28 protein-coding genes are annotated in these 26,461 nt (G+C 38.2%); 4 read left to right on the forward strand and 24 right to left on the reverse strand.

All coding sequences use genetic code 11. The features are described 5' to 3' along the window. Nucleotides 1-21: 21 nt before the first annotated feature. The gene (gene yiaA / locus NU09_RS06820; RefSeq protein WP_129750526.1) at nucleotides 22-501 is read right to left on the reverse strand and encodes an inner membrane protein YiaA; all 480 of its coding nucleotides are present in this window, start codon (nucleotides 499-501) and stop codon (nucleotides 22-24) included. A 116-nt stretch (nucleotides 502-617) separates the two neighbouring features. On the opposite strand from yiaA, the gene NU09_RS06825 reads away from it, so the two are divergent. Further along, a complete protein-coding gene (locus NU09_RS06825) occupies nucleotides 618-2,138 on the forward strand; it encodes a hypothetical protein (RefSeq protein ID WP_129750527.1) in 1,521 nt (506 codons plus the stop codon). Here the strand turns inward: NU09_RS06825 and NU09_RS06830 are convergent. From NU09_RS06830 to NU09_RS06850, 5 genes are all read right to left on the reverse strand, one after another. Then, nucleotides 2,111-2,758: an HD domain-containing protein gene (locus tag NU09_RS06830; RefSeq protein ID WP_129750528.1), complete on the reverse strand. Its 648-nt coding sequence runs from the start codon at nucleotides 2,756-2,758 to the stop codon at nucleotides 2,111-2,113. The genes NU09_RS06825 and NU09_RS06830 overlap by 28 nt on opposite strands. 57 nt (nucleotides 2,759-2,815) lie before the next feature. After that, nucleotides 2,816-3,814 (reverse strand): acyl-ACP desaturase, encoded by a 999-nt coding sequence (locus tag NU09_RS06835; RefSeq protein WP_129750529.1) that lies wholly within the window; start codon nucleotides 3,812-3,814, stop codon nucleotides 2,816-2,818. A 4-nt stretch (nucleotides 3,815-3,818) separates the two neighbouring features. Beyond that, nucleotides 3,819-4,553, reverse strand: coding sequence for a lysophospholipid acyltransferase family protein (locus NU09_RS06840; RefSeq protein WP_129750650.1), 735 nt, complete (start codon nucleotides 4,551-4,553; stop codon nucleotides 3,819-3,821). Nucleotides 4,554-4,685: 132 nt separating this feature from the next. Continuing rightward, entirely contained in the window at nucleotides 4,686-5,096 is a 411-nt protein-coding gene (locus NU09_RS06845; protein WP_129750530.1) for a BrxA/BrxB family bacilliredoxin, read from the reverse strand. 81 nt (nucleotides 5,097-5,177) lie between these two features. After that, nucleotides 5,178-5,927 (reverse strand): lysophospholipid acyltransferase family protein, encoded by a 750-nt coding sequence (locus tag NU09_RS06850; RefSeq protein WP_129750531.1) that lies wholly within the window; start codon nucleotides 5,925-5,927, stop codon nucleotides 5,178-5,180. A 76-nt stretch (nucleotides 5,928-6,003) separates the two neighbouring features. Between NU09_RS06850 and trpS the strand changes: the two genes are divergently transcribed. After that, nucleotides 6,004-6,975 (forward strand): tryptophan--tRNA ligase, encoded by a 972-nt coding sequence (gene trpS, locus NU09_RS06855; protein WP_129750532.1) that lies wholly within the window; start codon nucleotides 6,004-6,006, stop codon nucleotides 6,973-6,975. A gap of 108 nt (nucleotides 6,976-7,083) precedes the next feature. On the opposite strand, the gene dprA is transcribed toward trpS, so the two are convergent. Further along, the gene (gene dprA, locus NU09_RS06860; protein WP_129750533.1) at nucleotides 7,084-8,187 is read right to left on the reverse strand and encodes a DNA-processing protein DprA; all 1,104 of its coding nucleotides are present in this window, start codon (nucleotides 8,185-8,187) and stop codon (nucleotides 7,084-7,086) included. A gap of 101 nt (nucleotides 8,188-8,288) precedes the next feature. On the opposite strand from dprA, the gene NU09_RS06865 reads away from it, so the two are divergent. Both NU09_RS06865 and NU09_RS06870 read left to right on the forward strand, forming a co-directional pair. Beyond that, the gene (locus NU09_RS06865) at nucleotides 8,289-9,230 is read left to right on the forward strand and encodes an SPOR domain-containing protein (RefSeq protein WP_129750534.1); all 942 of its coding nucleotides are present in this window, start codon (nucleotides 8,289-8,291) and stop codon (nucleotides 9,228-9,230) included. 70 nt (nucleotides 9,231-9,300) lie between these two features. After that, entirely contained in the window at nucleotides 9,301-9,810 is a 510-nt protein-coding gene (locus NU09_RS06870; protein WP_129750535.1) for an acyl-CoA thioesterase, read from the forward strand. A 75-nt stretch (nucleotides 9,811-9,885) separates the two neighbouring features. Here the strand turns inward: NU09_RS06870 and NU09_RS06875 are convergent, their stop codons facing one another. From NU09_RS06875 to NU09_RS06955, 17 genes are all read right to left on the reverse strand, one after another. Next, a complete protein-coding gene (locus NU09_RS06875) occupies nucleotides 9,886-11,130 on the reverse strand; it encodes a murein hydrolase activator EnvC family protein (RefSeq protein ID WP_129750536.1) in 1,245 nt (414 codons plus the stop codon). 16 nt (nucleotides 11,131-11,146) lie between these two features. Then, nucleotides 11,147-11,923: a DUF4292 domain-containing protein gene (locus NU09_RS06880; RefSeq protein ID WP_129750537.1), complete on the reverse strand. Its 777-nt coding sequence runs from the start codon at nucleotides 11,921-11,923 to the stop codon at nucleotides 11,147-11,149. A 3-nt stretch (nucleotides 11,924-11,926) separates the two neighbouring features. Then, on the reverse strand, nucleotides 11,927-13,282 hold the full coding sequence (locus NU09_RS06885) for a tetratricopeptide repeat protein (RefSeq protein WP_129750538.1): 1,356 nt from the start codon (nucleotides 13,280-13,282) through the stop codon (nucleotides 11,927-11,929). 5 nt (nucleotides 13,283-13,287) lie between these two features. Beyond that, the gene (locus NU09_RS06890) at nucleotides 13,288-14,298 is read right to left on the reverse strand and encodes a sugar phosphate nucleotidyltransferase (protein ID WP_129750539.1); all 1,011 of its coding nucleotides are present in this window, start codon (nucleotides 14,296-14,298) and stop codon (nucleotides 13,288-13,290) included. Beyond that, nucleotides 14,298-15,305 (reverse strand): tetratricopeptide repeat protein, encoded by a 1,008-nt coding sequence (locus NU09_RS06895; protein WP_129750540.1) that lies wholly within the window; start codon nucleotides 15,303-15,305, stop codon nucleotides 14,298-14,300. Before NU09_RS06895 ends, NU09_RS06890 begins: the two co-directional genes overlap by 1 nt. Nucleotides 15,306-15,324: 19 nt before the next feature. Next, nucleotides 15,325-15,759 (reverse strand): dUTP diphosphatase, encoded by a 435-nt coding sequence (gene dut, locus NU09_RS06900; protein WP_129750541.1) that lies wholly within the window; start codon nucleotides 15,757-15,759, stop codon nucleotides 15,325-15,327. Nucleotides 15,760-15,825: 66 nt separating this feature from the next. Continuing rightward, nucleotides 15,826-17,283, reverse strand: coding sequence for an oligosaccharide flippase family protein (locus NU09_RS06905; protein WP_129750542.1), 1,458 nt, complete (start codon nucleotides 17,281-17,283; stop codon nucleotides 15,826-15,828). A 130-nt stretch (nucleotides 17,284-17,413) separates the two neighbouring features. Then, nucleotides 17,414-18,280, reverse strand: a complete 867-nt coding sequence (gene atpG, locus NU09_RS06910; protein WP_129750543.1) for an ATP synthase F1 subunit gamma — start codon at nucleotides 18,278-18,280, stop codon at nucleotides 17,414-17,416. Between the two features lie 80 nt (nucleotides 18,281-18,360). Next, nucleotides 18,361-19,935, reverse strand: a complete 1,575-nt coding sequence (gene atpA / locus NU09_RS06915; RefSeq protein ID WP_129750544.1) for a F0F1 ATP synthase subunit alpha — start codon at nucleotides 19,933-19,935, stop codon at nucleotides 18,361-18,363. 37 nt (nucleotides 19,936-19,972) lie between these two features. Next, entirely contained in the window at nucleotides 19,973-20,506 is a 534-nt protein-coding gene (gene atpH, locus NU09_RS06920; protein ID WP_129750545.1) for an ATP synthase F1 subunit delta, read from the reverse strand. Nucleotides 20,507-20,510: 4 nt separating this feature from the next. After that, the gene (locus NU09_RS06925; RefSeq protein ID WP_129750546.1) at nucleotides 20,511-21,011 is read right to left on the reverse strand and encodes a F0F1 ATP synthase subunit B; all 501 of its coding nucleotides are present in this window, start codon (nucleotides 21,009-21,011) and stop codon (nucleotides 20,511-20,513) included. A gap of 94 nt (nucleotides 21,012-21,105) precedes the next feature. After that, a complete protein-coding gene (atpE, locus tag NU09_RS06930) occupies nucleotides 21,106-21,303 on the reverse strand; it encodes an ATP synthase F0 subunit C (protein ID WP_008465835.1) in 198 nt (65 codons plus the stop codon). A gap of 34 nt (nucleotides 21,304-21,337) precedes the next feature. Beyond that, a complete protein-coding gene (gene atpB, locus NU09_RS06935; RefSeq protein ID WP_129750547.1) occupies nucleotides 21,338-22,513 on the reverse strand; it encodes a F0F1 ATP synthase subunit A in 1,176 nt (391 codons plus the stop codon). Nucleotides 22,514-22,632: 119 nt separating this feature from the next. Next, the gene (locus tag NU09_RS06940; protein WP_129750548.1) at nucleotides 22,633-23,025 is read right to left on the reverse strand and encodes a hypothetical protein; all 393 of its coding nucleotides are present in this window, start codon (nucleotides 23,023-23,025) and stop codon (nucleotides 22,633-22,635) included. Beyond that, nucleotides 23,025-23,249, reverse strand: a complete 225-nt coding sequence (locus tag NU09_RS06945) for an AtpZ/AtpI family protein (RefSeq protein WP_129750549.1) — start codon at nucleotides 23,247-23,249, stop codon at nucleotides 23,025-23,027. Before NU09_RS06945 ends, NU09_RS06940 begins: the two co-directional genes overlap by 1 nt. Continuing rightward, nucleotides 23,227-23,625, reverse strand: a complete 399-nt coding sequence (locus tag NU09_RS06950; RefSeq protein WP_129750550.1) for a polymer-forming cytoskeletal protein — start codon at nucleotides 23,623-23,625, stop codon at nucleotides 23,227-23,229. Before NU09_RS06950 ends, NU09_RS06945 begins: the two co-directional genes overlap by 23 nt. A 2-nt stretch (nucleotides 23,626-23,627) precedes the next feature. Further along, complete coding sequence (locus tag NU09_RS06955) at nucleotides 23,628-26,369, reverse strand: tetratricopeptide repeat protein (RefSeq protein ID WP_129750551.1); 2,742 nt, start codon at nucleotides 26,367-26,369, stop codon at nucleotides 23,628-23,630. Between the last annotated feature and the right edge of the window lie 92 nt (nucleotides 26,370-26,461).

The raw sequence follows: 26,461 nt of genomic DNA on the forward strand, positions 1-26,461 counted from the left end.
CGCCACGGGGAAAGGCATCCGCTAAGCGTTCAAATTCTCTTTTTCAAATACTTTAAGATCACGTGTATTTTTTTGCACAGCTATGGCTGCAAAAAGACTAAGGGTGAACGACATTCCGTAAAAACCCTTTTCGCTCAGCTCCATATCGGCATTCCATAACCCTATTATAAGTAACAGTACGGACGTAAAAGTCGTAAACCAGCTTATACTGTAATACAGGTCGGTTACGGGTATTCCTTCCAATCTGTCCCTTACACTCTTTTGTACCGATACTACCGAGAATAATCCAAACAGCAGTATGGTAAAATAATATCCTTTTTCATTAAGCAACATAGTATTGGCATTAAAAAGTCCTATACAAAAGGAAGCCATACCTATAATAAGCGCACACCACGATGCTCCTATAAAAGCATTACTCGGTTTAGATGCTGCTATTGAAGTTTTATACAGTTTTTCATTTTTAAAGGTTTCAGTAACCTCTGTTGTTTTTAGCGAATCCATAATTTTTGGTTTTTGATTATGGAGCAAATCTCATATAAAACAAGAGGCTGCAAAAGTCAATATCATTTAAAAACTGATGATATATTATGTATATTTATAGCAAATAAGATCAGATTATGAATGCACTTACCGATATTATATCCATCATGTCTTTAGATGATAAACAAGAATTTATAAAACATATTAACAATAAGAACAAGCGGAAAGACACCCTTAACACCGACTTATTTAAATTATTAATAACTGATGATATAAACATTAAGGATAAATTATATTCCGACGCAAAAAATGCAGATGCCTACCATGCCCTGCGTAAAAGAATGTATGACAGCCTTATCGGTTTTATGGCAAACCGCAGCTTTGAAAACAACACCGGAGATGAGCATGAAATTACCCGCCTGCTTTTGGTAAGCCGTGTATTTTTTGAGCATAAACTATATAGGGAAGCGTTTAAATGTCTGGCAAAAGCCGAGGCACGTGCTTTGGCTGGAGAGTATTTTTCACTGCTAAACGAAATTTACCAGGTACAGATACAGTTTGCCCATTTTGATCCGCAGTTTAATCTTGATAAAGCACTAAAGAATTTTGCTCAAAACAGCAAGAGGCTACGCAACGAAGAACAGCTTAACCTTGCCTATGCCGTAATGAGAAGGGAGCTAATGGAGATTTACCATAAGGGAAAAGTTACCGATGTACAGCAACTGATAACCAATACTATGAAATCCTTTGGTATTTCGTTACGCGAAGTGCTTACATTCAAGTCGCTGTACCAAATGCTGTTTATTGCAAACGAATATGCCTCCATTAACAGTAATTACAGCCTTGTGGAGACTTTTTTGGTAAAAGGTTACCGATTTATAATAGACCGGCAGGAACTTGCCCAAAAGCATTTGTATTATCATATCTACATCCTGTATTTTATGGCTAATATCCATTTTAGGAACAGAAGGTTTAGCGAATGCAGTGAGTATTTAGATCTTATGTTTATTGAAATGTACAAACAGAATAAAAAATACTACAGCCGTTTTATAGGCCGCTATTATTTGTTGCTCATGCTTAATGAAAACTATAGCGGTAATGCGCAGACGGTACTTAAACTTATAGATAAAGCACAGGCAGAAACCAAAAAAGCTGACCCAACCGACAAGAACGATCTGTTATTCTTTTATGTAACCTACTGGCTACAGCAAGAAAATGCACGCGAAGCACGAAGGTTCATGCGCGAATTTATTCATTCGGACAGTTGGTATGAGAAAAGGATGGGTATGGACTGGGCCATTAAACGAAGCCTGGTAGAAATTGTAATGCATGCAGAACTGGAAGATACTGAACAGGCCCTTTACAGATTAAAGGTTTTTAAAAGGCGTTACAAAAAATACCTGACAGAAGTAAAAGAAGAAAGGGTTATTGCCTATACCTCATTAGTAGAAAAATTCATAACCGATAACACTATTATACATTCCAAAACCTTTATACAACAACTTAATCAGATAACGCAACAGGCCCTGGCAGAAAGCGGAGACGTTTTTGTATTAAGCTTTATAGGATGGTTATCGGCAAAGGTGAACAAAAAACCAATTTACCCTACCATTTTGAATTTGATAAACAATCATTTCTCCCCGTTCCATTCTGCATAGAACTGCGACAGGAAATCTTCCATATACCTGTGGCGCTCTTCGGCAAGTTGCTTACCGGTTTCGGTATTCATCCTGTCTTTAAGCAGCAGTAGTTTTTCGTAAAAATGGTTTAAGGTTGGTGCAGTACTAGCCTTGTATTCCTCTTTGGTCATAGAAAGGTTCGGTTTTATTTGAGGATTATACAATGCCCTGTTTTTAAAACCTCCGTAATTAAATGTACGCGCTATGCCTATAGCTCCTAAAGCATCAAGCCTGTCGGCGTCCTGAACAATATCAAGCTCCTTAGAATGGAATTTCTTTTCAAAATTACCTCCCTTAAAAGAAATATTTTCAATAATGTTTACTACCTGTAATATAACCTCTTCAGGAACATTTTCATTTTCCAGAAAACGCCATGCCAGTGCCGGGCCTACCGTTTCATCACCATCATGAAACTTGCTGTCGGCTATATCATGCAGTAGTGCCCCAAGCTCTACAATAAGCAGGTTACATTCCTCCCCTTTTGCAATAAGCAGGGCATTATTATATACACGTTCTATATGAAACCAGTCATGCCCTCCCTCGGCATCCTGCAATTGTTGCTTTACAAAAGCTTTAGTTTTTTCTATAAGATTGCTCATGGTTCAAATTTAGTCTGAAAAGGAGAATAAAAAAGCTGCCCTAAAGCAGCTTATATATTATTTAACCAATGCCGGTTGTACCCATTTAAAAATATGCGATTCTTCCGGTATTATAATCCTTTCAGATATTCTTGTCATCCTGTCCGGAAGCTTCATAAGAAAATCTCTTGCCTTTTCAGCTTCGGCAGTAAGTCCGTTTATTTTGTCAATCTGCCATTTGTCAATCAGTTTTCTAAGAATATCAACATAGTCTAAAGCGGTATAAACCCCTATACGCTGTGCCGAATCTGAAAACTGTTCAAAAGCATTTCCTTTAGCATCACCAGATTCCCTAAGGAAATGTGCAGGCATTGTAATCTTAAGTTTCATCATGTGCTGGAAAGCCAACATCATTTCACTTGGATCTACCTTAAAAATCCTGTCTACAAATTCACTGTATGCCATGTGGTGACGCATTTCGTCTCCCGCAATGAGCTTACACATTTTAGACAGTTTATTATCACCGTATTTCTTAGCTAACTGCGCCACACGATTGTGTGAAATATAAGTAGCCAGCTCCTGGAAGCTTGTGTACACAAAGTTTTTGTACGGATCCCTGTCGGTACCAATATCAAAACCGTCGTTTATAAGGTGCTGCGTTGTCATTTCAATCTCACGCATATTTACCCTTCCGCTAAGATATAAGTATTTATTTAGCAGGTCACCATGGCGGTTTTCTTCACCTGTCCAGTGCCTTACCCATTTGCTCCATCCGTTACCCGGTCCTTCCTCAACCTGTTCTATACCCTCAACATCCATCAGCCATGACTCATAGGTAGGCAAAGCCTCCTCGGTAATGGTATCACCTACCAATACCACCCAAAAATCATACGGAAGATCTTTCGCAATTTCCCTAAGTTCCTTTAATTCTTCATAAAAGTTTTCTTTCCGGGAATCCGGCAGCATGTCAGATGGCTGCCATATTTTCTCTACCGGTATAAGATAGTTCTCCACAAAAGAATCAATGTTCTTTTCCAAAAAGTGCATTACTTCTATGCGGACATTTTTTATTGACATAATATTAGTTTTTTATTCCTTGTACTACTGCGTTCTCTGTTCTCTCCATTACTTCTTCAAAAGGAATATTCTTTATGGCAAATGGTTCCTGTACTGTAAAAGTTAATCGGTTGCCTAATCCTAACGGGTACTGCCCGTATTGCACCATCTTCCACGAATTGTTGATGCTTATAGGTACAATATAAGCAGAAGGGGCGAATTTACAAAGGATTTTAAGACCGTTTTCCGAAAACTTCTTAGGGGCTCCCGTCTTACTTCGGGTACCCTCAGGAAAAATTACTGCCGAACGTGTATTCTTTTCGATGTAAGTGGCAATCTGTTTTATGGCAGGTAAGGCTTGCTTTGGGTCTTTTCTATCTATTAAAACGGAACCTCCATGTCTTAAATTGTAAGACACGCTTGGTATTCCCTTTCCTAATTCTTTCTTACTGATAAATTTAGGATGGAATTTTCTCATAAACCATATAATAGGCGGGATATCATGCATACTCTGGTGGTTTGCCACTATAATAAGCGGTACCCCTGTCGGTATTTTTTCCCTTCCTTCAATTTTATATGTTGTTCCTAAAAGGTGTGTACTTCTAACTAAGCATCCGTTTAATATATCTACGCTTTTTTTATGTGCCTGGTATCCAAACACGTTTAAACAAAACCACTGTATAGGATGAAATATCAGCAGTATAAGCAAAAAAACCAGATAGTAGATTATCGATAAAAGATATGACAGTATCTTGCCCATGTATGTTCTTAAAAATTCGCGTAAAAGTACAGTCTTTTTAATTAATAATAAAAACATTTAGTATGTAAGCATACTATTGTAAAAAAGAAAGCCACGCAAAGGCGTGGCTTGAAACTTTTAAATGAGCTTTTATTAGCAGAACTCGTCGTAAGCATCTTTAAGGTTCTCTGCAATCATTTCTGCAGGGCGACCTTCAATATGATGACGCTCAAGCATATGCACAAGCTCACCATTTTTAAATAATGCCATACTTGGAGATGACGGAGGGAATGGGAACATCAATTCTCTTGCTGCGTCTACAGCTTCCCTGTCTACACCTGCAAAAACTGTTACAAGTTTTGCCGGAGTCTTACCGTTGCTAAGGCTCATTTTTACACCCGGTCTTGCGTTTCTTGCTGCACATCCGCAAACAGAGTTTACCACTACAAGTGTAGTTCCTTCTGTAGCGACTGCATCTTTTACTGCTTCTGGTGTATATAGTTCTTCAAAACCTGCCTCTGAAAGTTCAGCACGCATTGGTTTCACTAATTCTTCTGGATACATAAATTAAAATTCTTTAAAAATGTTATTTAAACAGGCTACAAAGATACGGATTTTTTAAGCAAAATCCGTTTTGTAAAAGTGTTAAGCTTTTCCTTTTGTATAATGCAGTAACTGATGATAAATTATCTGTCGCACCCTGTCTTTCAGATCTTTTTTATCATCAAGGGTAAGTCCTTTGGTCTCTATAAAATGATGCACCTTTGCCCTCATACGACCCGGACTGCCGCTAAAGAAACTGAATGAAAATCGTTTTTTGTTGTCGGCAAAGGTCATTGGCACCACAGGAATCTGGTGTTCTATAGCCAAACGGAACGCTCCGTCCTTAAACTCATCGAGTATAACATTTTCATCTTCAGGAACACCGCCCTCAGGAAAAATACAAATGCTTAGCCCCTGGTTAAGCCTGTGCTGTGCTCGCTTAAACACCTCAAAACGGCTTTTTGAACTTTCCCTGTCTACCAGTATGCAGGTACGTTTGTAGAAGAACCCGAATATAGGAATCTTAACCAGCTCCTTTTTTCCTACAAACACAAACGGATTTTTAGAAATAACCAGCATGAGCATAATGTCAGTCATAGAGGTATGGTTAGCTACCAGCATGTAGCTTTTACCTTTTTCCAGTTTTTGCTCACGTTCTATCTTATAGTAAAAGCCCATCCCGAAAAGGATGATTTTTGCCCATAAGCGCGCCATTATAAAAAACTGAGGATAGGTTTTCTCCGAAAGGATACTAAGTATAAGAAAAGGCGACATAATGATAATAGGAACACCCATAAGGACATAAAACCATATGCGCCATAGTGTCCAAAAAATCGCCTTTACTATTTTCATGCTGTCAAATGTAAGAATTCAATCCCTATTTTTTCGCAAAACCTTTTACCTTTGTGTAAAATTTGAAAAGCATACCATGGCAAAAATATTAACCGGTATTCAAAGTACCGGAACACCGCATTTAGGCAACCTTTTAGGTGCTATTATACCAGCCATAGAAATGGCTAACAAACCAGAAAACGAATCGTTTTTATTTATTGCCGACCTGCACTCTGTTACACAGATAAAGGATGGCAAAACACTTCGTGAAAACACATACAGCGTGGCAGCCACATGGCTTGCCTTTGGCCTTGATATAAATAAAGTAATTTTTTACCGCCAGAGCGATGTGCCTCAAACCGCAGAGCTTACATGGTACCTTAGCTGCTTTTTTCCTTTCCAAAGATTAACACTGGCACATTCCTTTAAGGATAAGGCCGACAGGTTAGCCGATGTAAACGCCGGACTGTTTACCTACCCTATGCTTATGGCTGCAGATATATTATTATATGATGCAGAGTTTGTACCTGTAGGAAAAGACCAGTTACAGCATATAGAGATTACACGCGATGTGGCTTCCCGATTCAACAGCCAGATGGGAGAGACTTTTGTATTACCAGAAGCGATTACAGGCGAGGAGACAAAAATTATTCCTGGTACCGATGGTGAGAAAATGAGTAAGTCCCGTAACAACATCATCAATATATTCCTGGAAGACAAACCGCTTAGAAAGCAGGTAATGTCTATAGAAACCGACAGCACACCACTTGAAGAGCCTAAAAACCCTGATACATGTAATGTTTTTGCCATCTATAAACTATTGGCAACACCGGAACAAACTGAACAAATGAGAGCCAACTATGTTGGTGGTAATTATGGTTACGGCCATGCCAAGCAAGCCTTGTTTGAACTTATTGTTGAGAAGTTTAAACCCGAAAGGGAAAAGTATACTTACTACATGAACAACCTTGCAGAAGTAGACGCCCTTTTAAAAACAGGATCTGACAAAGCAGCTACCATAGCAAACGGTGTACTTAAAAGAGTACGCGAAAAGCTTGGGTTCAACTAAAAAGCAATCACAGCATTCAATATAAAATAAGCCCGATAATTATTATCGGGCTTTTGTATTTTAGAGATTTCTCCCTCTGGTCGAGATGACAGGCAAATTGAATACTTATCAAATCGCTTCAAAGAGTTTTCCCGGCAATGGCCTTATTACTCCTTTAAGTTCCATAGTAAGTAATAGCGATGAAAGCTTAAATACAGGCATACCACATTCCAGCGCTATAATGTCCATAAGTTCCTTACCGTTTTTCTGTAAAAAATCATATACTTTCTGTTCATCATCCTCAAGGGTAACAAACAGCTGCTTTTGTACAGGAGCTACCTTTTTCTCTTCAGTACTCCAGTTTAATATATAAAGCAGGTCGGCAGCATCAGTAAGCAAATGGGCCCTTTGGCTTTTTATAAGATTGTTGCAGCCCATGCTGTATTTATCGGTAACACGACCCGGTACGGCAAATACATCCCTGTTATAATCGTTAGCAATATTTGCTGTTATAAGCGAGCCTCCCTTATCGGCACTTTCTATAATTACAGTAGCTTCGGCAAGGCCTGCCACAATACGGTTACGCTTTACAAAATTTTCCTTATCGGGGTTTGATGTACTCCAAAACTCAGTAAAGAAACCTCCATTCTCCTCCATCTTAGCCACATACTTTTTATGTACCTTCGGGTATATCTGATTAAGGCCGTGTGCTACCACACCTATGGTTTGCAGGTTTTGCTCTATAGCCACCTGATGCGCAAAAATATCTACCCCATAAGCAAAACCGCTTATAATAACCGGATCCAGCGGAGCAATATCCTCAATAAGCTTACGGCAAAAATCGGCTCCATAAGATGTCATTTGACGGGTACCAACAATACTTATCGTTTTTTTGCCTTCAAGGTTTATATTCCCTGAACTGAAAAGCACCACCGGGCCATCAATACAATGCTTTAGCCTTTCAGGATAATCCGCCTCCAGATAATAGGAAGTCTTAATACCGCTATCTTTTATAAACTTCATTTCGGCTTCGGCCAGTTTAAAAACTTCCTTATCCTGTAAACTTTTATATAAGACATCTCCTATACCTTCAATCGCTAGAACCTGCTGCCTTTTTGCTGAAAAAACGGCTTCTGCACTACCCAAATGGTTTATCAGTTTTTTTGCCACAATATCGCCCACACCCTCTACCTTAAGCAGGGCAAGCGTACTAAACAATTCGTTATCAGTCATTAATACTTTAAAATATTCTGAATAAAACCCGCCTCGACAATTGTTAATAAAAATTGTGAATAAAATTTTGCATTAGCGGTTGATTCGTTAAATTTGTTGTTATGATGATAGAGAAACACATATCAGCGCTACTATATCGTTACCAGTGCGTTATCGTTCCGGGCTTTGGTGCTTTTTTAACCGAAACCAGGTCAGCAAGCATAGATACGGACACTAATACGTTCTATCCACCTAAAAAGCTAATTTCTTTTAATGCGAATTTAAAGAATAATGACGGGCTTTTAGCGAATCATATCGCCTTACAGGAAAAAATTTCTTACAATGAAGCTGTAAGTGATATTGAGAAAATTGTAAAGCTATGGCTTGACGAGCTGCAAAACGGTGAGCGCCTTATACTTAAAAATATAGGAGACCTTGCTTTCAACAGCGAGAGCAGCCTTGTGTTCTATCCTAACACCCCGGTTAACTACCTTACCGACTCTTTTGGTCTTGGCAGCTTTACTTCCCCTGTAATTACACGTGAGGTACTTAAGGCAGAAGTTGAGGAACTTGAGGAAGAAGTTCCCGTTATGTTTACTCCCGAAAGAAGAAAGAACTACTCTTTCCTTAAATATGCAGCTGTGTTTATAACGGCTCTGTTTGCAGGAAGTGCAGGCTTTAAAGTATACTACGACAACAAAATAAACAAGGAAACCCGCCTGGCAGAACAACACGTTCAGGAACAGGTTAATCAGGAAATACAAACAGCAACGTTTTTCCTTGACCCTATGCCGGCAGTAAAGCTTACTGTAAAAGAAGAAACGGAAGAACAGCTATACTACCATATTGTTGCTAATGCCTTTCGCAGTGAGGCTAATGCCGAAAAGGCACTACAACAACTTAGGGCAAAAGGCTTTAAAGCAAGAAAGCTGGACAAAAATAAATACGGGTTATATCCTGTTATTTACGGAAGCTATCCAACTTATGAGTCGGCACACGAAAATCTTAACAACATAAGAAAGGAAACCAACAAAGAAGCCTGGTTACTTGTAAAAGACCTATAAAAAACTAAACCCATGTTAATGCATGGGTTTTTTTATGATTCTGCACTATCTTTGCCAAAAATATTATTCAATGCAGGCAAAACACCCTTCTGACTCTATGTGCATTATGACCGATTTGGTCTTACCCGGAGAAACCAATCCGCTTAACAACCTTTTTGGTGGCGAACTGTTAGCACGAATGGACCGTGCGGCAAGTATAGCTGCACGCAGGCATTCCAGGAGGATTGTTGTAACGGCATCGGTTAACCACGTTGCCTTTAACAGGTCTATTCCTTTAGGAAGTGTTGTTACCGTTGAGGCTAAGGTTTCCCGTACTTTTAAGACCTCTATGGAGATTTTTATTGATGTATGGACAGAAGACCGTGAATCGGGCACCAGAGCGAAAGCTAACGAAGCTATCTATACCTTTGTGGCTGTAGATGAAACCGGCCGCCCTGTAGAAGTACCTGCTATTGAACCTGAAACAGAAATTGAAAAACAACGTTTTGAAGCTGCTCTTAGAAGAAAACAACTTAGCCTTGTACTGGCAGGAAAACTTAGCCCGCATGATGCTACCGAACTGAAAGCGTTATTTGTATAATATACTTTTTCTCAATGAGAGAATATCGGTCATAAAAAAAGCAGCTTTAAGAGCTGCTTTTTTTTATTTTATCTTTTATCGGTTAAGCCATTGTTGCGGATTAAGATAATCTGTATTTTGTGTCATAATAAACTTAATAACCGTTTCACCGGTTATCGGGTTGGTCCATAGAGTACCCAGTTTTTGTCCCATTTTCACTTTATCACCGATACCAACATTCACTGAAGATAAGTTATAATAAAGCGTTAGGTAGTTACCGTGCTCAACTATTACAAACATCCTTCCCCCGTTAATTTGTGATACCGAGTTTACTACTCCGTCAAATACAGCCTTAGCACTGGAACCTTTCTCGGTGGTAATCTCAATACCGGTACTGTTCATCTCGCTGCTTGTCTTTACATCGGCACTTGTTGCCCTGTATTTACCATAAGGAACAGAAACATATCCTTTATCTACCGGCCATGGCAACTGGCCTTTACTGGCCTTAAAGTTATCGGCTACGATCTTACCTTCTTTGCTTAACTCAGCAAATTTGCTTGAAGATACATTAGTAGTGCTTTTACCCTCTGCTTTGGCTTTTTTCTTATTAGCCTCAGCAATCGCTTTTCTAATTAACTCATCAATCTGGTTTTGAAGATCCCTTTCCTGCTTCTGTTTTTTCTTAATATCGGCAGCATATTTCTTCTTATCCTTCTGGATAATCTTTACCAGTTTTTCATGCTCTTTCTTGTCGCCAACTAAATCTTCCTTTTGTTCTTTGGTTTCGGTAAGAAGCACTTCTTTCTCCTTTTTCTGTCCGTTCAGCTTTTTAATAAGAGCATCCAGTTCTGCCATTTTCTCCTTAATTTCCTCTGCCTGCATCTTCCTGAATTCACCATACTGTTTCATGTACTGAACCCTTTTGTAGGCCTGTAGAAAACTTTCAGAACTTAGGATAAACATGATACGGCTTTGTTCCGATCGGCTTTTGTAAGCCTTTACTATTGTATTGGCATAGTCTTCCTTAAGCACTTCAAGCTCTTTGTTTAGCTTATTTACTTTTTTCTGGTTAAGGTATATATCATCGCTAAGCAGCCTGCTTTGTTTTTGTATGGTACTTATAAGGTTTTCTGTAAGGCGTATTTTAACCTCACTTTCCTTAATTTGCCCTAAAACCGATTTTTCTTTTTTATCCTCCTTGTTAAGCAGGTTTTGAAATTCCTTTATCTCTTTCTGTATTTGCTTTTTTTCCTGTTCCAGCTTTTTCTGTGCGGCACTGGTTTGGCTCCAGGCTATAGTAGTGGTGCAAATAAGAAATAAAGTAAGAAGCGCTCTAATCATTTTCCGTCCGGTTAATCTATTCTATATTTATACGTTTCATGCCGCTCGGCACATTGTAAGTAAACCTCAAATCTTCTTTATCAAAGGTAATATTATTGTATTCAATATCAACGTTTACACTATCCTCTTTTTGGGCTTCAGCCTGTAGCCCTGTTGGCAGCATCGTTTTTCCGTATTCTTTATATCCGGGATAGTTTACCGTTAACTTTTGCGGCTCATATCCTCCCTGTTCTATAACCTGCTGTTTTAGTAAAAAGTTAGCTCCTTCAAACAGAAAATGCTTAAAAATATCATAGTCTTCTTTACCATCCAGGCTGTATAACCCATCCTGTAATCCGGCCTTATATTTTCCCTCTGCCAAATTATCCATAGCACGGCCTAAAAGCATGTTTTGTACCTTGTTGTAATCCAGATCAGTTCCTAACCACTGGCTAAGCATTTCATAATCGCCCTCAAAGTATTCTTTTTGGGTATTTACATAATAGGTTACTTTTTCGGGAGTTACTAATGCCTTTGCGACAGGAAAGCCCAGTACGCTGGCGTTAACCCAAATCATCTCATCTTTTTTAACCCTAATATCCAAACTGAAGCTATATGATTCTCCACCTCCTTTATAATTGGCAGATGCCCTTATCTGAAGGTTGTTAAAATCTAAAGGGTTATCGTTATGACCTTTTACTATTTCCTTTACCGTTTTTTCGGTATTTGCATTCTTTTCGGCAATAAGTCCCTGTTTCGATTTACATGAAACAAGGGCAAGGGTTAGCAGTACAGCAACTGTTATTTTTTTCATGAATTATTCTCCCGGTTTTTGTAGTTTATTGGCTTTAGAAAAATAAGCCTCTTTTTTCTTTTCATCTCCCAGCCCTGCATATGCTTCTCCCAGTTGCCTGTTAAAGCCTGCTTCAAGCTCAATATCCTCTACTACAAAGTCCATTCCGTTTTCAAGCCATTCCTTCGCTTTTTTGTATTGTTGCTTTTTGTTTGCTGCCAAACCTGCAAAATAATACAGTCTTGCATGAGTTGGAAACAACTCTGTATATTCAGTCGCTTTAGCATAAAGCTCGTCAAAACGTTGACTTTCCTGATAGGTATACAGCAATAGCTCTATGGCCTCAATATCATCGGCGTCGGCTGCTAGGCTTTTTTGAAAGTAATACCCTGCCTGATCAAAATTTCTTTTATTAAAAAAGAATTTACCTACCTCTTTAGGTACATTTACTTCCTCATCATCTGCAAAATAATCTACAGCCTTTTCAAGATCGTTATAATACTGTGGATTGTTATAGGCATAAATGATAAACTCATTTAATACCCTGTGCTTTATTTTTCTGTCAATTTTTTTACTGCCTAAAATCCTGAACATCGATTTTGCAGCTTCATCACCCTTATTGTTATTAAGGTTGAATTTGAACAGGCTTACCTGCCCCCAATCGGACTCAGGAATTTCCTTAGCCAGTTTCTCAGCTATCTTTTCGGCTTTTTCCTCTTCATTGCTTTCAGAATACAGGTAAATAAGCTCCAGATAGTTAGACTCCTCCTTAGGATATTTTTTTATCGCTTCTTCCAGTTCCTGTTTTTTAGGCTTGTTTAGTTTGTTGTTACTTAAAATCTGTAACTTAAACATTTCTCTTCTTTCGGTTTGCCCAACAGTCTGCTCCAGTTCATTAATAAGTGCAAGCGCCTTATCAAACTGTTCGGTATACATATAAAGCGACACTAAATCTTCCTCATAGAACTCTTTTCTCCATTCGGTAAGTTTTTGCACTACCGGAATGGCTTTATTAAAATCCTGAGTTTGATAGTAAACATCATATAATCCTACCCAGTACCATCTGTTTTTAGGATCCAGCTCTGTCGCTTTTAAAAAAGCTTTTTCTGCTTCCGGATAATTCATTAGGGCAAGGTAATTTTTACCTATCTCATGATACACCACCGGATTGTTTGGCTCTTCGGCCCTGCATGTTTCCAGGGCTCGAAGTGCCTTATCATAATTTTCTATTCCTTTTTGCTTGAGTGCTTCATAAAAATTATTTTCAAAAACATCGTTAGCCAATGCAATCTGATCCGGCTCCTCCTGGGCACGGCAAACTGCAGGAGCTAAGAGCATTCCTGAAAACAGAAGTCCGCAAAAAAGAATCTTTTTATTCATTATATTTATTCTATAACCGAATAATCACCAATACTTATGCTTGTAAACTTGCCGTTAAAAGCTGCATGGTTACCTATCATGGCATTATCTAGATGAGCATTGGTAATAACTGCATTGGTTTGTACCAAGCTGTTTTTAATAACACTGCTTTCAACTCTCGTATTATTACCTAACGATACATTGGGGCCAACAGTAGCATTTTTAAGCACTACGTTTTCGCCTATAAAGCACGGTGGTACAATAGTACTGTTTTCAAGCACCACATTTTGTGACACCAGGTTCTCACCATCGTTATGCAAAAAGTTAAGCATTCTTGAATTGGTCTCAACCGTAACGTTTTTGTTACCGCAGTCCATCCATTCGTCTACTTTACCCGGCACAAACTTCATGCCCTTTTGCTTCATGTTTTCAAGCCCGTCTGTAAGTTGGTATTCTCCACCTTTTACAACATTATTGTCTAACAGATACTGAAGCTCTTCACGAAGCGTTTCTCCACTTTTAAAATAATAGATACCTATAATGGCAAGATCAGACACAAACTCTTTAGGCTTCTCAACAAAATCAACAATTTCATTTTTGTCATTTAGCTGAACCACACCAAAAGCACTTGGGTCTTCTACCTGTTTTACCCAAATTACACTGTCGGCTGTAGTATCTAACGTAAAATCGGCCCTGAAAAGTGTATCGGCATAAGCCACAACTATTGGTCCCTTCATAGATTCTTTAGCACTCATAATAGCATGGGCAGTACCCAATGGCTGCTCCTGGTAATAAATACTACCTTTTGCACCCAGCTTTTCGGCAATGGCTACAAGGTCTTTTTCTACCTGAGTACCAAAATCTTTATGTATGATAAACGCTATCTCTTCTATTTCCTGATTTATTACGCCTGCAATATCCTCTACCAACCTGTGTACTATAGGTTTACCTGCTATTGGTATTAACGGTTTTGGTACTGTAAGCGTGTGTGGGCGAAGGCGTGACCCCCTTCCTGCCATAGGAACTATTATTCTCATTATTCTTCTTCGTCTTGTATGTTTATATTATTATTTTTTGCTGCCTGCATAAAAATATCAAGCTTGCCTTTTTGCTCTAAATCCTGGTAAAAAAATGCTAACATTTGCTGTGCATCACTAATATAAGGTGATTTAGTCTCACTATATATTTTAAACGCCTTAAACATATTATCTACACCCTGCTCATGATTGCCTCCCATATAGTATGCCCTTCCGGCACCATAGTATCCTTCAGGATCATTAGGGTATAACTTTATGTATTTTTCATAAGTTTCACCTGCCTGTTTAAAATCTTCCATAAAGGTGTACGCTGCTGCCATATTTTGTAGTGGTGTAACACCTGTTGGGTCTATTTCAAGTGATTTCTTATAACACTTTACCGCTTCTTTATAATTACCCATTTGCCTGTACGATAATCCAAGATTATCCCACGCAAAAGCAAATTTAGGGTCTTTTTTTACTGCCTTATTATAGCTGACAATGGCCATGTCATATTTCCCTTTTTCATAATAATCAAGGCCTTCATAATAGAATTCGAGAGCCTTTTTGTTTTTTGACATTGAATGCTTCGATTCAATATTATTACTGGCCATAAGTGTTTTTACTGCGGAACAGTTGGCGAACATATAAGCCTGAATCTCCTCAAAATTTTCTTCGGAGTTTATAGATATATTTATGTTTTTTATCTGTTCGTCTGTTATGGTGTCGGTAACAACAGCCGTAGAGTCTGTTTCTATCTCTTTAGCAGCTTCTTCTATCAAACCTTTAAGCGACGACATTAACTGGTTTGATGTTATTTGTGCCGTAATACAGGAATTAATTTCTTCAACCGTTTCTTCTCTTGTAAGGTTAACACTTATTTTTTCTGCACAATCACAGGCTTTATCAGCCATTTCTTTAATGTTTGTACTGTTATCTGCATCTGCCGTATCCTGTGCATAAACAAAAGAGCCCATTGCCAACAATGCAGTAAGGCTTACATTTTTAAAATAATTGGCGGTTTTCATATGTGGTTGGTTTAGTTGGTTACTTTACACCCGTACTACCAAAACCTCCTGCTCCGCGGGTAGTTTCGGTAAGCACTTCTGCTTCCAGCCATTCGGCACGCTCGTGTTTGGCAATTACAAGCTGCGCTATCCTTTCCCCATTTTCAATTGTTACCGGCTCGTTTGACAGATTAACTAAAATAACCCCAATCTCACCTCTGTAGTCAGCATCAATAGTTCCCGGACTGTTAAGTACCGTTATACCTTTTTTTGCCGCCAGTCCGCTACGCGGCCTTACCTGTGCTTCATATCCTATAGGCAGCTCCATAAAAAGGCCTGTTTTTATTATAGCCCTTCCCAGCGGACTTAATATTACAGACTCCTCAAGATTTGCTCTAAGGTCCATACCTGCAGAGGCTATTGTTTCATAATTTGGTAAAGCGTGATTGGATTTATTAATTATTTTAATTGTCATTACTGGTATTTTATTTATAATTCAAATATATCAAAATCAAATGTAAGTGCATCCCTTTGGTTGGGCTTATTTGCGTCTTAAAACACGCTGTAGGGTTTCCCTTTCGTTTCGGTATATAAATACCGCATATATAATTATAACAGCTATACCCACAAAATAGTTTTCCCTAAACTTATAAAAATACAGTAGGGAAAGTGCTATGGAAAGCCCCAGGTAGCCGCCTATCTTTTTCATATCATAAGGGATAGGATAGTACTTATTCCCTAAAAAATAAGAGATTATCATCATGGTACCGTATGCGGATATCGTAGCAATTGCCGATCCCATATAGCTGTATTCATGAATAAGCACAAAGTTGAGGACTAAAGTAACTATGGCACCCACTATTGAGATATAGGCTCCCATTTTAGTCTTATCGGTAAGTTTATACCACACCGAAAGGTTATGATAAATACCTAAAAAGAAATTTGCTATGATTATAAGTGGCACCACCTTCATCCCGTCCCAATAGGACTTATTATCAATAAGAAGCACTTTAAGAATATCGGAAAAAACTACAACACAAACCAATATTACCGAACCGAATATTACAAAGTATTTGGTTATCATGGCATAGGCCTTTGGTGCCGATTCGTTCTTGGCATAGCTGAAAAAGAACGGCTCTATCCCCAACCTGAATGCTGTGGCATATAGCGTCATGAACAAGGCCAGCTTATAGCAGGCCGAATAGATACCTACCTCTGCTTTGGCAATATTATCCGGCAATAGTTTTTCAAGTAAAATACGGTCAAAAGCTTCGTTTATGGCAAATGCTACACCCGCGACCAAAACCGGCAGGCTGTAACGCATCATTCTTCTCCATAACTCCCTGTCAAAAGACCAGCGAATTTTAAAGTAGTGTGGAGCCAATACCATTAAGGTTAAAAAACTGGCTATAAGATTTGAAACAAAAATGTATCCTATCTGGAAATCTTCCTTATAAATCATTTCCCAGAAACCTTCGGGGTTTGAAACGGCCCATTTCGGCAGCCATGCTATAAAAACCACATTAAGCCCCAGGTTTACAAAAACATTTCCAATTTTTATAGCAGCATAATATATAGGTCTTCCGTCGGCACGAAGTTTAGAGAAAGGTATAATTACAAGAGCATCAAGTACCAATATCCAAATGGTATAGGTAATATACTGCACATCGATATCCGACCATTCTGCCAAATAGTTACGCCCAACCAATGCAGCAAAAAGAAAAAACATGGAAGACCAAAAGATGGAAATTGTAGAGGTGCTTACAACATTTCGCGAGCTATCGGTATTATAAAACCTGAAGAAAGAGGTTTCCATACCATAGGCAAGGATAACATTAAAAAATACCATCCATGAAAAGATTACCGATACTTCTCCATACTCGCTGTTAGGAAGATAATCGGTATAAAGCCTTACCAAAAGGAAACTGAGCATGCGTGGCAAAACGGTTGCCAAACCATATACCGCAGTTTGCTTAAAAAGATTTTTATAAAGACTCAAAGGTTAGTTGATTTAATAAATATAAAAGAACCATCAAATATAGTATCACTATTTGTTCTTTTAGCTACTAAGGTAATAAAAAAAGCCACGCTACAGCGTGGCTCTTTATAGTTGTGTGTCGTTCAGTTTATTAATTGTTCAAAGCTTCTGCACCACCTACAATTTCAAGAATCTCACCTGTAATTGAAGCCTGACGCGCTTTGTTATAAGTTAATTTCAACTGGTTTCTAAGTTCCGTTGCATTATCGGTTGCTTTATGCATTGCTGTCATACGTGCACCATGCTCAGAAGCAAAAGAGTCGCGGATAGCTTTATAAAGCTGCGTTTTTAACGAAAGCGGTATAAGGCTTAGTACGATTTCTTCTTTAGACGGTTCAAAGATATAGTCTGTTGTAGCATTGCTGTCTACTTCTGTAGTTTCAGCAGGAGCTAACGGTAAAAACTGTTCTGTTTTCACAATTTGGGTAGCAGCATTTTTAAAATGGTTATACACCAGTTCAATCCTGTCATACTGCCCCTCTGCAAACTTATCCATAAGTGTTTGTGCAATAACCGCTACGTTTTCAAAAGTAAGGCTATCAAATACAGTACTTTGGTTATCTATAATGTTGCAGCTCTTTTTTAAGGCATCATTACCTTTTTTACCAATAGCTAAAACATCAACCTTTTTACCTGCATAAACAGACTGAAGGTTTTTAACCTGTTTTATCACATTAGCATTAAAGGCACCACACAATCCCCTGTTTGAAGTAATAACAACAACAAGTACATTGTTTACCTCGCGTTGCTCAGCAAATGCACCTCCGTTATCGCCTTCTAGGGTAGCGCTAAGGTTTTGTAATAGTTCTGTAAGCTTTTCAGAATAAGGCCTCATAGCCGTAATAGCATCCTGAGCTTTTTTAAGCTTGGCAGCAGAAACCATTTTCATCGCACTTGTAATTTGCATAGTCGATGAAACCGAAGCAATCCTGTTACGTATTTCCTTTAAGTTTGCCATTTGTTATATGGTATTGAGTATTGAGAAGTGAGTATTGAGATTCAACATCTCACCGCTCAATACTTAAATCTAAAATCTAATTAATATTTTGCAGAAACTTCAGCAGCAGCTTTCTCAAGTACATCTGTAAGTTCATCTGTAAACTTACCGGCCTTAAGCGCATCAAGAGTATCTCTGTGCTTAGCGTTTAGGTACTCGATATAGTCTCTTTCAAACTCTTTTACTTTGCTTACAGGAACTTTTCTAAGTAGGTTTTTAGTACCTGCATAGATAATAGCTACCTGATCTTCTACAGTATAAGGGTCGTTTACAGCCTGCTTAAGGATCTCAACGTTTCTTCTACCTTTTTCAATTACGTTTAATGTAGCAGCATCAAGATCAGAACCAAATTTAGCGAAAGCTTCAAGCTCACGGAACTGTGCCTGGTCTAACTTAAGAGTACCAGATACTTTTTTCATTGATTTGATCTGAGCGTTACCACCTACACGAGATACAGAGATACCTACGTTGATAGCCGGACGTACACCTGAGTTGAATAGATCTGACTCAAGGAATATCTGACCGTCAGTAATCGAGATAACGTTTGTTGGGATATAAGCAGAAACGTCACCAGCCTGAGTTTCGATAATAGGAAGAGCAGTTAATGAACCACCACCTTTAACGATTGGTCTTAACGACTCAGGAAGGTCGTTCATTGTTTTAGCGATATCATCATCAGCAATAACCTTAGCAGCACGCTCTAGTAATCTTGAGTGAAGATAGAAAACGTCTCCAGGGTAAGCCTCACGTCCCGGTGGTCTTCTAAGTAGAAGGGAAACCTCACGGTAAGCAACTGCCTGCTTAGATAAATCATCATAGATAATAAGTGCAGGACGACCGGTATCACGGAAGTACTCACCTATTGCAGCACCCGCGAACGGAGCATATACCTGCATAGGAGCAGGATCTGAAGCGTTAGCAGCAACGATAACTGTATAAGCCATTGCTCCTTTTTCTTCTAATGTTTTTGCAATACCAGCTACTGTAGAAGCTTTTTGACCTACAGCAACATATATACAGAATACAGGCTTACCTGCATCATAGAATTCTTTTTGATTAAGGATGGTATCGATACAAACAGTTGTTTTACCTGTTTGACGGTCACCAATAACAAGCTCACGCTGACCACGTCCTACTGGAATCATGGCATCAACCGCTTTAATACCTGTTTGTAGTGGCTCAGTTACCGGCTGACGGAAGATAACTCCCGGAGCTTTACGCTCAAGAGGCATCTCATAAAGATCACCACCTATAGGGCCTTTACCATCAATTGGGTTACCTAGTGTATCAACTACACGACCTACCATTTCTTCACCTACTTTAAGTGAAGCGATACGTTGTAGTCTTTTTACAGTAGAACCTTCTTTAATCCCAATTGAAGGGCCAAGCAATACTACGCCCACATTGTCTTCCTCAAGGTTCAATACAATACCTTCTAACCCGTTGTCAAACTGAACTAACTCACCATATTGAGCGTTAGATAGACCGTAAATACGGGCAATACCGTCACCTACCTGAAGAACAGTTCCTACTTCTTCTAATGTAGCACCCGATTCAAAACCGGACAATTGTTTCTTTAATATTGCTGAAATTTCAGCAGGTTTAATTTCTGCCATCTTACTTTATAATTTAAACACTATTGTGTGGTAAATACTAATTACTTAATTCTCGTTTTAATGTTAACAACCTGTTAGCAACAGATGCGTTAAACTGCTTATCACCTATTCTTAAGATAAATCCTCCTATTATTGAAGGGTCTACTATATTTTCAATGGTGATTTTCTTATCTGAAAACTCTTTTATTTTTGCCAATACCTTAGCTTCAAGTTCAGCAGTAATAGGGAAAGCTGTTGTTACCTTAGCCGTTTCAAGCCCGTTTGCCTCATCAAACTGTTTGCCGTATTGTACAGCTACCTGTTCAAGGATTTTAAATCTTTTATTTTCGTGTAAAAGACGGAATAATCCTTTAGTGATGCTTTGCGATGCCGAAAAAACTTCGTTTAATGCACTCTCCTTTACCTCTGGCTTAATAGTAGGGCTATTGATAAAGCTGTTAAGCTCATTATTTTCCTTAATTGTAGATGCTATAAGGGCCATATCCTCATTAACCTGCACCGCCACGTTTGAGGCCTGTGCCATTTCAAGGATTGCCTTAGCATATCTTACTGCAGCTCTTGAACCTGTCATAAGATTAGTTTAATTTTACGTCCTCTAACATTTTCTCAACTAATGTAGTTTGAGCAGCATCGTTAGATAGTTCCTGTTTAAGTATTTTCTCTGCAATTTCAAGTGAAAGGCCTGATACCTGAGCTTTAAGCTCTGCCATAGCAGCATTTTTCTCGCTGTTGATAGTAGCTTTAGCCTGCTCGATCATTTTCTCACTCTGTAGCTGAGCCTCATGCTTAGCATCAGCAATCATTTTTTCTTTGATCTCTCTGGCTTCTTTCATCATTGCGTCTCTTTCAGCTCTTGCCTCCTGAAGAATTCTTTCGTTATCAGCCTGTAGATTTTGCATCTCTTTACGAGCAGCCTCAGCAGCGGCTAAAGCACCTGCAATACCTTCTTCTCTTGCAACAATAGAACTCATAATAGGCTTCCATGCAAACTTAACCAGCAATAGAATTAACACTAATAAAATTAGTGCCTGCCAAAAGAATAAACCAAATGAAAAATCGTTTACTAATTTCTCCATCTTTATATGTTATATATAAATTATTTAAGTCAAATTTAAATGTAAAACAGTACCTGTAGCCAACCGCTACAGGTATTGTTAAAGTTTCTCTTTATTATTTTCCTAAGATTAGAGCAGCGAATGCTAAACCTTCTAATAAAGCTGCGATAATAATCATCGCAGTCTGGATTTTTCCAGCAGCCTCAGGCTGACGAGCGATAGCGTCCATTGCAGAACCACCGATTTTACCTAAACCAAGGCCTGCACCTATTACTACTAAACCTGCTCCTACTAAAGTTGGTATTGTACCCATGACTATATAATATAAAAATTAAACTTCTATTTGATTAAATGATAATTGGTTCCTCTTCTGTGTGTGCATCATGATCTTCTTCATGGTGGTGCTCCTGTACTGCCATACCTATAAACAGAGATGAAAGCATTGTAAAGATAAACGCCTGTAAGAATGCTACCAAAATCTCAATTACAGAGATAAATAATGTTAAACCTAAAGAGATAGGCATATCTGCTGCCAGATTTTCACCAATAAACATCATTGCAATAAGACTCATAATCACCACGTGACCAGCCGTAATATTTGCAAATAAACGTATTAATAAGGCAAATGGCTTTGTAAGCGTACCTAATATCTCGATTGGCATTAAAACAATTTTCATAGCTACAGGTACATCCGGCATCCAGAAAATGTGCTTCCAGTAATCTTTGTTTGCACTAAACTGAGTAATGAAATATGTAAATAGCGCTAAACAAACAGTTATCGATATATTACCCGTAACGTTTATTCCAAGCGGAGTCATTCCTAAAAGGTTAAGAATCCAGATAAAGAAAAACACGGTAAGTAAAAAGCCCATGTATTTTCTGTATTTTTTTTCACCAATATTAGGTATAGCAATTTCTTCTCTTATAAATATAATAAGTGGCTCAAGCACTCTTCCAAATCCTGTTGGGATAGGACCTTTTTTGTAAGACTTAGCTAAACTTACAAACATAAAGAACATTAATCCTGCTACAAAAAGCATAGATACAACATTCTTAGTGATAGAAAAATCAAGCGGCTTTTCGTTTGTTGGATGATGATGCTCATCAAAACTTAAAGTACCCTTAGCATCTGTTTTGTATATCTTACCATGATGTAAAGCATAGTAGTTACCATCTACCTCTGCAATTTCTTCACCGTGGTGAAACTTTGAAGATGAGAAAATTTTCAGCCCGTTATCGATTAGGATAACCGGAAGAGCAAAACCATAGTGTTTACCTTCTGCTTTATCTGAGAAGAAAATAAAATCATGAGCATCCTGTAAGTGATGATCAATAAAAGCATCTACTTCGTCTCTTTTAGATGCCGGTTCATGCGATTCTGCAGCATGATGTTCTGTCGCATGGACAGCCTCCTGATTATGAACCTGTAAGGTATCCTCTACAGAATTAGCCATAGCCATGAACGGAACTACAGCAAATAGGGTTGCTAAAGCGTTTTTAAGTGATTTTACGGGAAACACCATCTTATTAAATATCTTAATTTTACGGTCCTTAAATTTTGTGCAAAGGTACATTTTTAATTAATATTCCAATGTTATTGCGCAAAAAATTTTACCGTAATTTCAGATTATAGTGTTTATTATTATTTTTTGTTTAATAAACGTGCTGTATAATAGGCCTCTATTATCAAAAACAAAATGAAAATCACAAAAAAATTAATCTTTTCAGTACTATTGCCTTCCTGCATATTAATTACGGACGAACCAAAAGCATAGGCAATGGCCATTTTTGCGGCTGTAAGCAATAAGAACAAATATCCCAACTGTTCTTTGCTTTTGTAGTATACAAATATTAACAAGCCTAGTATAACAAAAGAGCAACCGTAAAAAAACAGATATGTTACGGGTAAAGGATATATAAAGTCTGCAGTTGAAATTCCTATTCCGGGAATTAGGTACAACAGAATATTAAGTACAAGACTTAAAACGGCAAATACCGTTAGTAGTAAAAATGCAGAGATAAAATCTTTTTTCATTATTTATTTAACTGGTTAACCTGCCTTATTACATTATACAAGGCAACTCCCACGCCAATTAGAGTAAAAAGCATTGTGTTTGGGTTAGAGGTATTGCCGTACTTATCGTCAAGCCAACCTCCAAACCAGGCGAACAAAAAAATAATAATCCCCATTTGAATGGGGATATTAATAAGTGCAATCCATTTATTGCGCTTGTTTTTATCCGGCTTGTTGCTGCTCATTTTTATTAGCTAATGGCTTTACGGCATTTTTCATGGTACAGGTTGCTGTAAATTCGGCTCCCGGTTCTACCGAAAGTTTATTTACTACTACTTCACCTTTAATTTTTGCTTTAGATTTTACATTAAGCAGTTCTGATACTTCTATTTTGCCTTCAAAGTTGCCTTCAATATCGGCATTGGTACAGTTAATGTCTCCTGTTACGCTACCGGCGGGGCCTATTACAATTTTACCCTGTGAAGTGAAGTTTCCTATTAGTTCGCCGTCAAGGCGAAAATCGGCTTTAGAAATAATATCTCCCTTTATCATCGTTCCCTCTACAATTCTGTTTGTTTTGCCTAAGTCTGTGGTGGTTGATTTTTGAGATTTGTCAAACATGCTTATTTAATTGCTAAAAATTCTGTAAAGTTCTTTTTAATCTGTACTACCTTATAATCTTCGGTTGATATTATATAAGGAGTTTCGGTTATTTTATAGTCTTTATAATCCTTAAGAATTGAAACAGCATCTATAGCCGCCTCTTTGCTGTTAAAGCCATGCATAACGATAAAGTTTTCGTTTACCGTATAAATATCGTTAGACAAGGTAATGCTCCTGTTATGGCTTTCGTCTATAAATTTTTTAAGCTTATCGGTAAGTTGCTTCTTATCCGGATTCTCTGCCGTAGGTTCAAATTTGAAAACAACTTTCCAGCTCACTGCTAAATTACCAAAATCAACTTTTTCTAATGTTGGGATATCCTTACTAAGTATTGTCTCTGCTTTCTTGCCTTCTTCTTTATTCGGATAGTTTAAGGCAACATAGTTAAGGGCATTTTTAAATTCTTCTATTCCTTTAAGCCTTCCTGTAATATTTGCCTTAAGCAGTTCAAACTTGGAAACAACATCTTCTCCTGTATAAGTATCAATAGCTTCTTCCACTAAAGGATATACTTCTCTTAGCTTTCCTTCCTCATATTGCTTGAACAGATTTGCATAAACCGCTTCCGGACTCTGATTGTTGTTTTGTTCTGCAGAAGGATTTCTAATGATTTCTGCATAACGGCTATCCGGGTACTCGTTTAATATCTGCTGCTTGTATAACTCTGCCCTTTCCGGATTAATAATCTGGTATATTTTGTACAGGTTATATTTAGACGGAAGTACAAGTCTTTCTTCAGGATTGTTTACCAACAGCTTTTCAAACTTATCGGCTGCCCTTTGGTATTCTTTAAACTTGTCTTTATAAATGTTACCCAGCTGGTAATAAGCAAAATTTCTTTCCTTAGCCAAACTGTCTATTACCTTTTGAGAAGTTGGCAACTGTCCTATATAAAATTCCGGGCTGTATCTTGGGTTAAACCCTTCATCCCCTTTAGAGGATGCTACCGCAGTACTATCTGTTTCGGTTTCAGCACCTGAACTGTTTTTACTTCTATTCTCTGAAGACCATCTCCAGTTATCGGTAAGCTGCCTGTTACCCCATTTCCTCTGGAAATCCATACGCCCGTATGAAACCATCGCTGAGTTATAGAAATAAAACGTTCCTCCCGGTTGACCCGCCTGCTGCTGACCCGCAGATTGTGGACTTGTTGTTGTTTGAGAATTTGCAGGTTGTAAATTAGGTCTCATTCCCGGCCTTTGTGTTAAGGCAGCATCTTTGCCTACTGCTGAAAACTGATCTTTAGAATTATTATTACCTGCCATCATCATTGACTGATTTCCGCCTCCATTATTTACCCTGCTCATGTTCTCGGCAATCTGGGCTTCTTTTTCCAGTCTTTCTCTTTCTCTTTCGTCTGCCTCTTTAAGTTTTGCTATGTAATCTTCGAAATAGATTATTCTCTCAGCATCAGTCATTGCTACTAAAGTAAGGATACTGTCGTTAGTATGAGCGATTCCCTCATATTTAATAACGTCATCAAGATTATCCCGTTTCTTTTTTATCGCTCTAAACTCCCTTGTCCTGTTATCCAGAAATACAAGAGTACTGTCATAATACTTTCCTGCTTTTACATATTCGGCATTTTTAAAGTATATCTCAGCAATATTTCTGTGGTCAGAGGCTGCCAGGTATTTGTCCTGCGGATTTTTTCTAAGTGAATAGTTATAATACTCAACGGCCTTATCGTCTATGTCCTGATTGTCGTAAAAAAGACCAACCTGATAATTGATAATATCAAGATAAGGTCTGTTTTCCCTGTCTTTTAAAAGTTTCGTGTACTTTTCCATAAAGACAAGGGTGTCACCGTTTTTATAATCAAACTGTCCGGCCTGTCTAGCATGAGCCTGAATGGTATACATTCTCGGCGATTTTCTTTTCATATCTATCACCGTCTGAAACTCTGCAAAGGCACTGTCAGGATACTCAAGGCTTTCATACAACTGCCCCAATATAAAATGGTAACGCGCTTTCTCTTCATTTCTTTTAGTAAACTCGGCTGCTTTTTTAAGTACATACACGGCACTGTCTTTAGAGCCGGTTGCTATATAAGCCTGGGCAAGGATTGCATTACCATCGGCAAAAATCTGTTCGTCTATTTTAGATTTTTCACTTAAAAGCTGCTTTAGGTTTTTTATGGCAATTGCCTCGTTTTCCAGCCTAAGATTTGTTTTTTCTCTCCAGACTTTTGCTTCAAAAATCTTGTCGCTTGTAGGATACTTATATAGTATATAGTTTAAAGCCTCAAGTGCAGGTATAAACCTGTTTTGATAATATCTGGATTTTCCCAGTAAAAGGTGCGCCTCATCCATTTGCGGATTTTTTTCGCTACCACCCAAATTCATCGAGTGTTTTTGTATGGCTTTAATCGCCTTGTCTTCTGCTCTCGAAAAGTCAGGGTTTTTCTCGTTTTCTTTTTGCTTTTCTTTAGCCTCTTTACCAACAGCAATAGGCTTATCCTCTTCCTTGGCTTTAGCCGGCATACGCTCTATGGGCAGCAGTTCCCAAAAATTGTCGGAATATGTGGTTTTAAGATCTTCAATGCCTTTATCAAGAGCAACATTACCATTGTACAGTACATTATATTCTGTAGTAACTGCGTGGTAGTTGCGGTTTACAAAAGAGTTCTTTTTGGTTGAACATGCAACCAAAAAGGCAAATGCTCCCGTTAGGGCTATATATTTATAAGTACTGGTTTTCAACGCAAAAGATTTTTTATCCTTAACTTTTAAAATCGCTTTTTAGTATTAAGGAGTGGTAAAAATACGTTTCTTTTTTTATTATATGCAAAAAA

Origin of the sequence: Flavobacterium beibuense, from assembly GCF_004151245.1 — a bacterium.
GTDB lineage: Bacteria > Bacteroidota > Bacteroidia > Flavobacteriales > Flavobacteriaceae > Flavobacterium > Flavobacterium beibuense_A.

What these genes read in the sequence shown, in the direction of transcription:
- yiaA (WP_129750526.1), bottom strand. Translation starts at nt 501, where the DNA reads ATGGATTCGCTAAAAACAACAGAGGTTACTGAAACCTTTAAAAATGAA.
- NU09_RS06825 (WP_129750527.1), top strand. Translation starts at nt 618, where the DNA reads ATGAATGCACTTACCGATATTATATCCATCATGTCTTTAGATGATAAA.
- NU09_RS06830 (WP_129750528.1), bottom strand. Translation starts at nt 2,758, where the DNA reads ATGAGCAATCTTATAGAAAAAACTAAAGCTTTTGTAAAGCAACAATTG.
- NU09_RS06835 (WP_129750529.1), bottom strand. Translation starts at nt 3,814, where the DNA reads ATGTCAATAAAAAATGTCCGCATAGAAGTAATGCACTTTTTGGAAAAG.
- NU09_RS06840 (WP_129750650.1), bottom strand. Translation starts at nt 4,553, where the DNA reads ATGGGCAAGATACTGTCATATCTTTTATCGATAATCTACTATCTGGTT.
- NU09_RS06845 (WP_129750530.1), bottom strand. Translation starts at nt 5,096, where the DNA reads ATGTATCCAGAAGAATTAGTGAAACCAATGCGTGCTGAACTTTCAGAG.
- NU09_RS06850 (WP_129750531.1), bottom strand. Translation starts at nt 5,927, where the DNA reads ATGAAAATAGTAAAGGCGATTTTTTGGACACTATGGCGCATATGGTTT.
- trpS (WP_129750532.1), top strand. Translation starts at nt 6,004, where the DNA reads ATGGCAAAAATATTAACCGGTATTCAAAGTACCGGAACACCGCATTTA.
- dprA (WP_129750533.1), bottom strand. Translation starts at nt 8,187, where the DNA reads ATGACTGATAACGAATTGTTTAGTACGCTTGCCCTGCTTAAGGTAGAG.
- NU09_RS06865 (WP_129750534.1), top strand. Translation starts at nt 8,289, where the DNA reads ATGATGATAGAGAAACACATATCAGCGCTACTATATCGTTACCAGTGC.
- NU09_RS06870 (WP_129750535.1), top strand. Translation starts at nt 9,301, where the DNA reads ATGCAGGCAAAACACCCTTCTGACTCTATGTGCATTATGACCGATTTG.
- NU09_RS06875 (WP_129750536.1), bottom strand. Translation starts at nt 11,130, where the DNA reads ATGATTAGAGCGCTTCTTACTTTATTTCTTATTTGCACCACTACTATA.
- NU09_RS06880 (WP_129750537.1), bottom strand. Translation starts at nt 11,923, where the DNA reads ATGAAAAAAATAACAGTTGCTGTACTGCTAACCCTTGCCCTTGTTTCA.
- NU09_RS06885 (WP_129750538.1), bottom strand. Translation starts at nt 13,282, where the DNA reads ATGAATAAAAAGATTCTTTTTTGCGGACTTCTGTTTTCAGGAATGCTC.
- NU09_RS06890 (WP_129750539.1), bottom strand. Translation starts at nt 14,298, where the DNA reads ATGAGAATAATAGTTCCTATGGCAGGAAGGGGGTCACGCCTTCGCCCA.
- NU09_RS06895 (WP_129750540.1), bottom strand. Translation starts at nt 15,305, where the DNA reads ATGAAAACCGCCAATTATTTTAAAAATGTAAGCCTTACTGCATTGTTG.
- dut (WP_129750541.1), bottom strand. Translation starts at nt 15,759, where the DNA reads ATGACAATTAAAATAATTAATAAATCCAATCACGCTTTACCAAATTAT.
- atpG (WP_129750543.1), bottom strand. Translation starts at nt 18,280, where the DNA reads ATGGCAAACTTAAAGGAAATACGTAACAGGATTGCTTCGGTTTCATCG.
- atpA (WP_129750544.1), bottom strand. Translation starts at nt 19,935, where the DNA reads ATGGCAGAAATTAAACCTGCTGAAATTTCAGCAATATTAAAGAAACAA.
- atpH (WP_129750545.1), bottom strand. Translation starts at nt 20,506, where the DNA reads ATGACAGGTTCAAGAGCTGCAGTAAGATATGCTAAGGCAATCCTTGAA.
- NU09_RS06925 (WP_129750546.1), bottom strand. Translation starts at nt 21,011, where the DNA reads ATGGAGAAATTAGTAAACGATTTTTCATTTGGTTTATTCTTTTGGCAG.
- atpE (WP_008465835.1), bottom strand. Translation starts at nt 21,303, where the DNA reads ATGGGTACAATACCAACTTTAGTAGGAGCAGGTTTAGTAGTAATAGGT.
- atpB (WP_129750547.1), bottom strand. Translation starts at nt 22,513, where the DNA reads ATGGTGTTTCCCGTAAAATCACTTAAAAACGCTTTAGCAACCCTATTT.
- NU09_RS06940 (WP_129750548.1), bottom strand. Translation starts at nt 23,025, where the DNA reads ATGAAAAAAGATTTTATCTCTGCATTTTTACTACTAACGGTATTTGCC.
- NU09_RS06945 (WP_129750549.1), bottom strand. Translation starts at nt 23,249, where the DNA reads ATGAGCAGCAACAAGCCGGATAAAAACAAGCGCAATAAATGGATTGCA.
- NU09_RS06950 (WP_129750550.1), bottom strand. Translation starts at nt 23,625, where the DNA reads ATGTTTGACAAATCTCAAAAATCAACCACCACAGACTTAGGCAAAACA.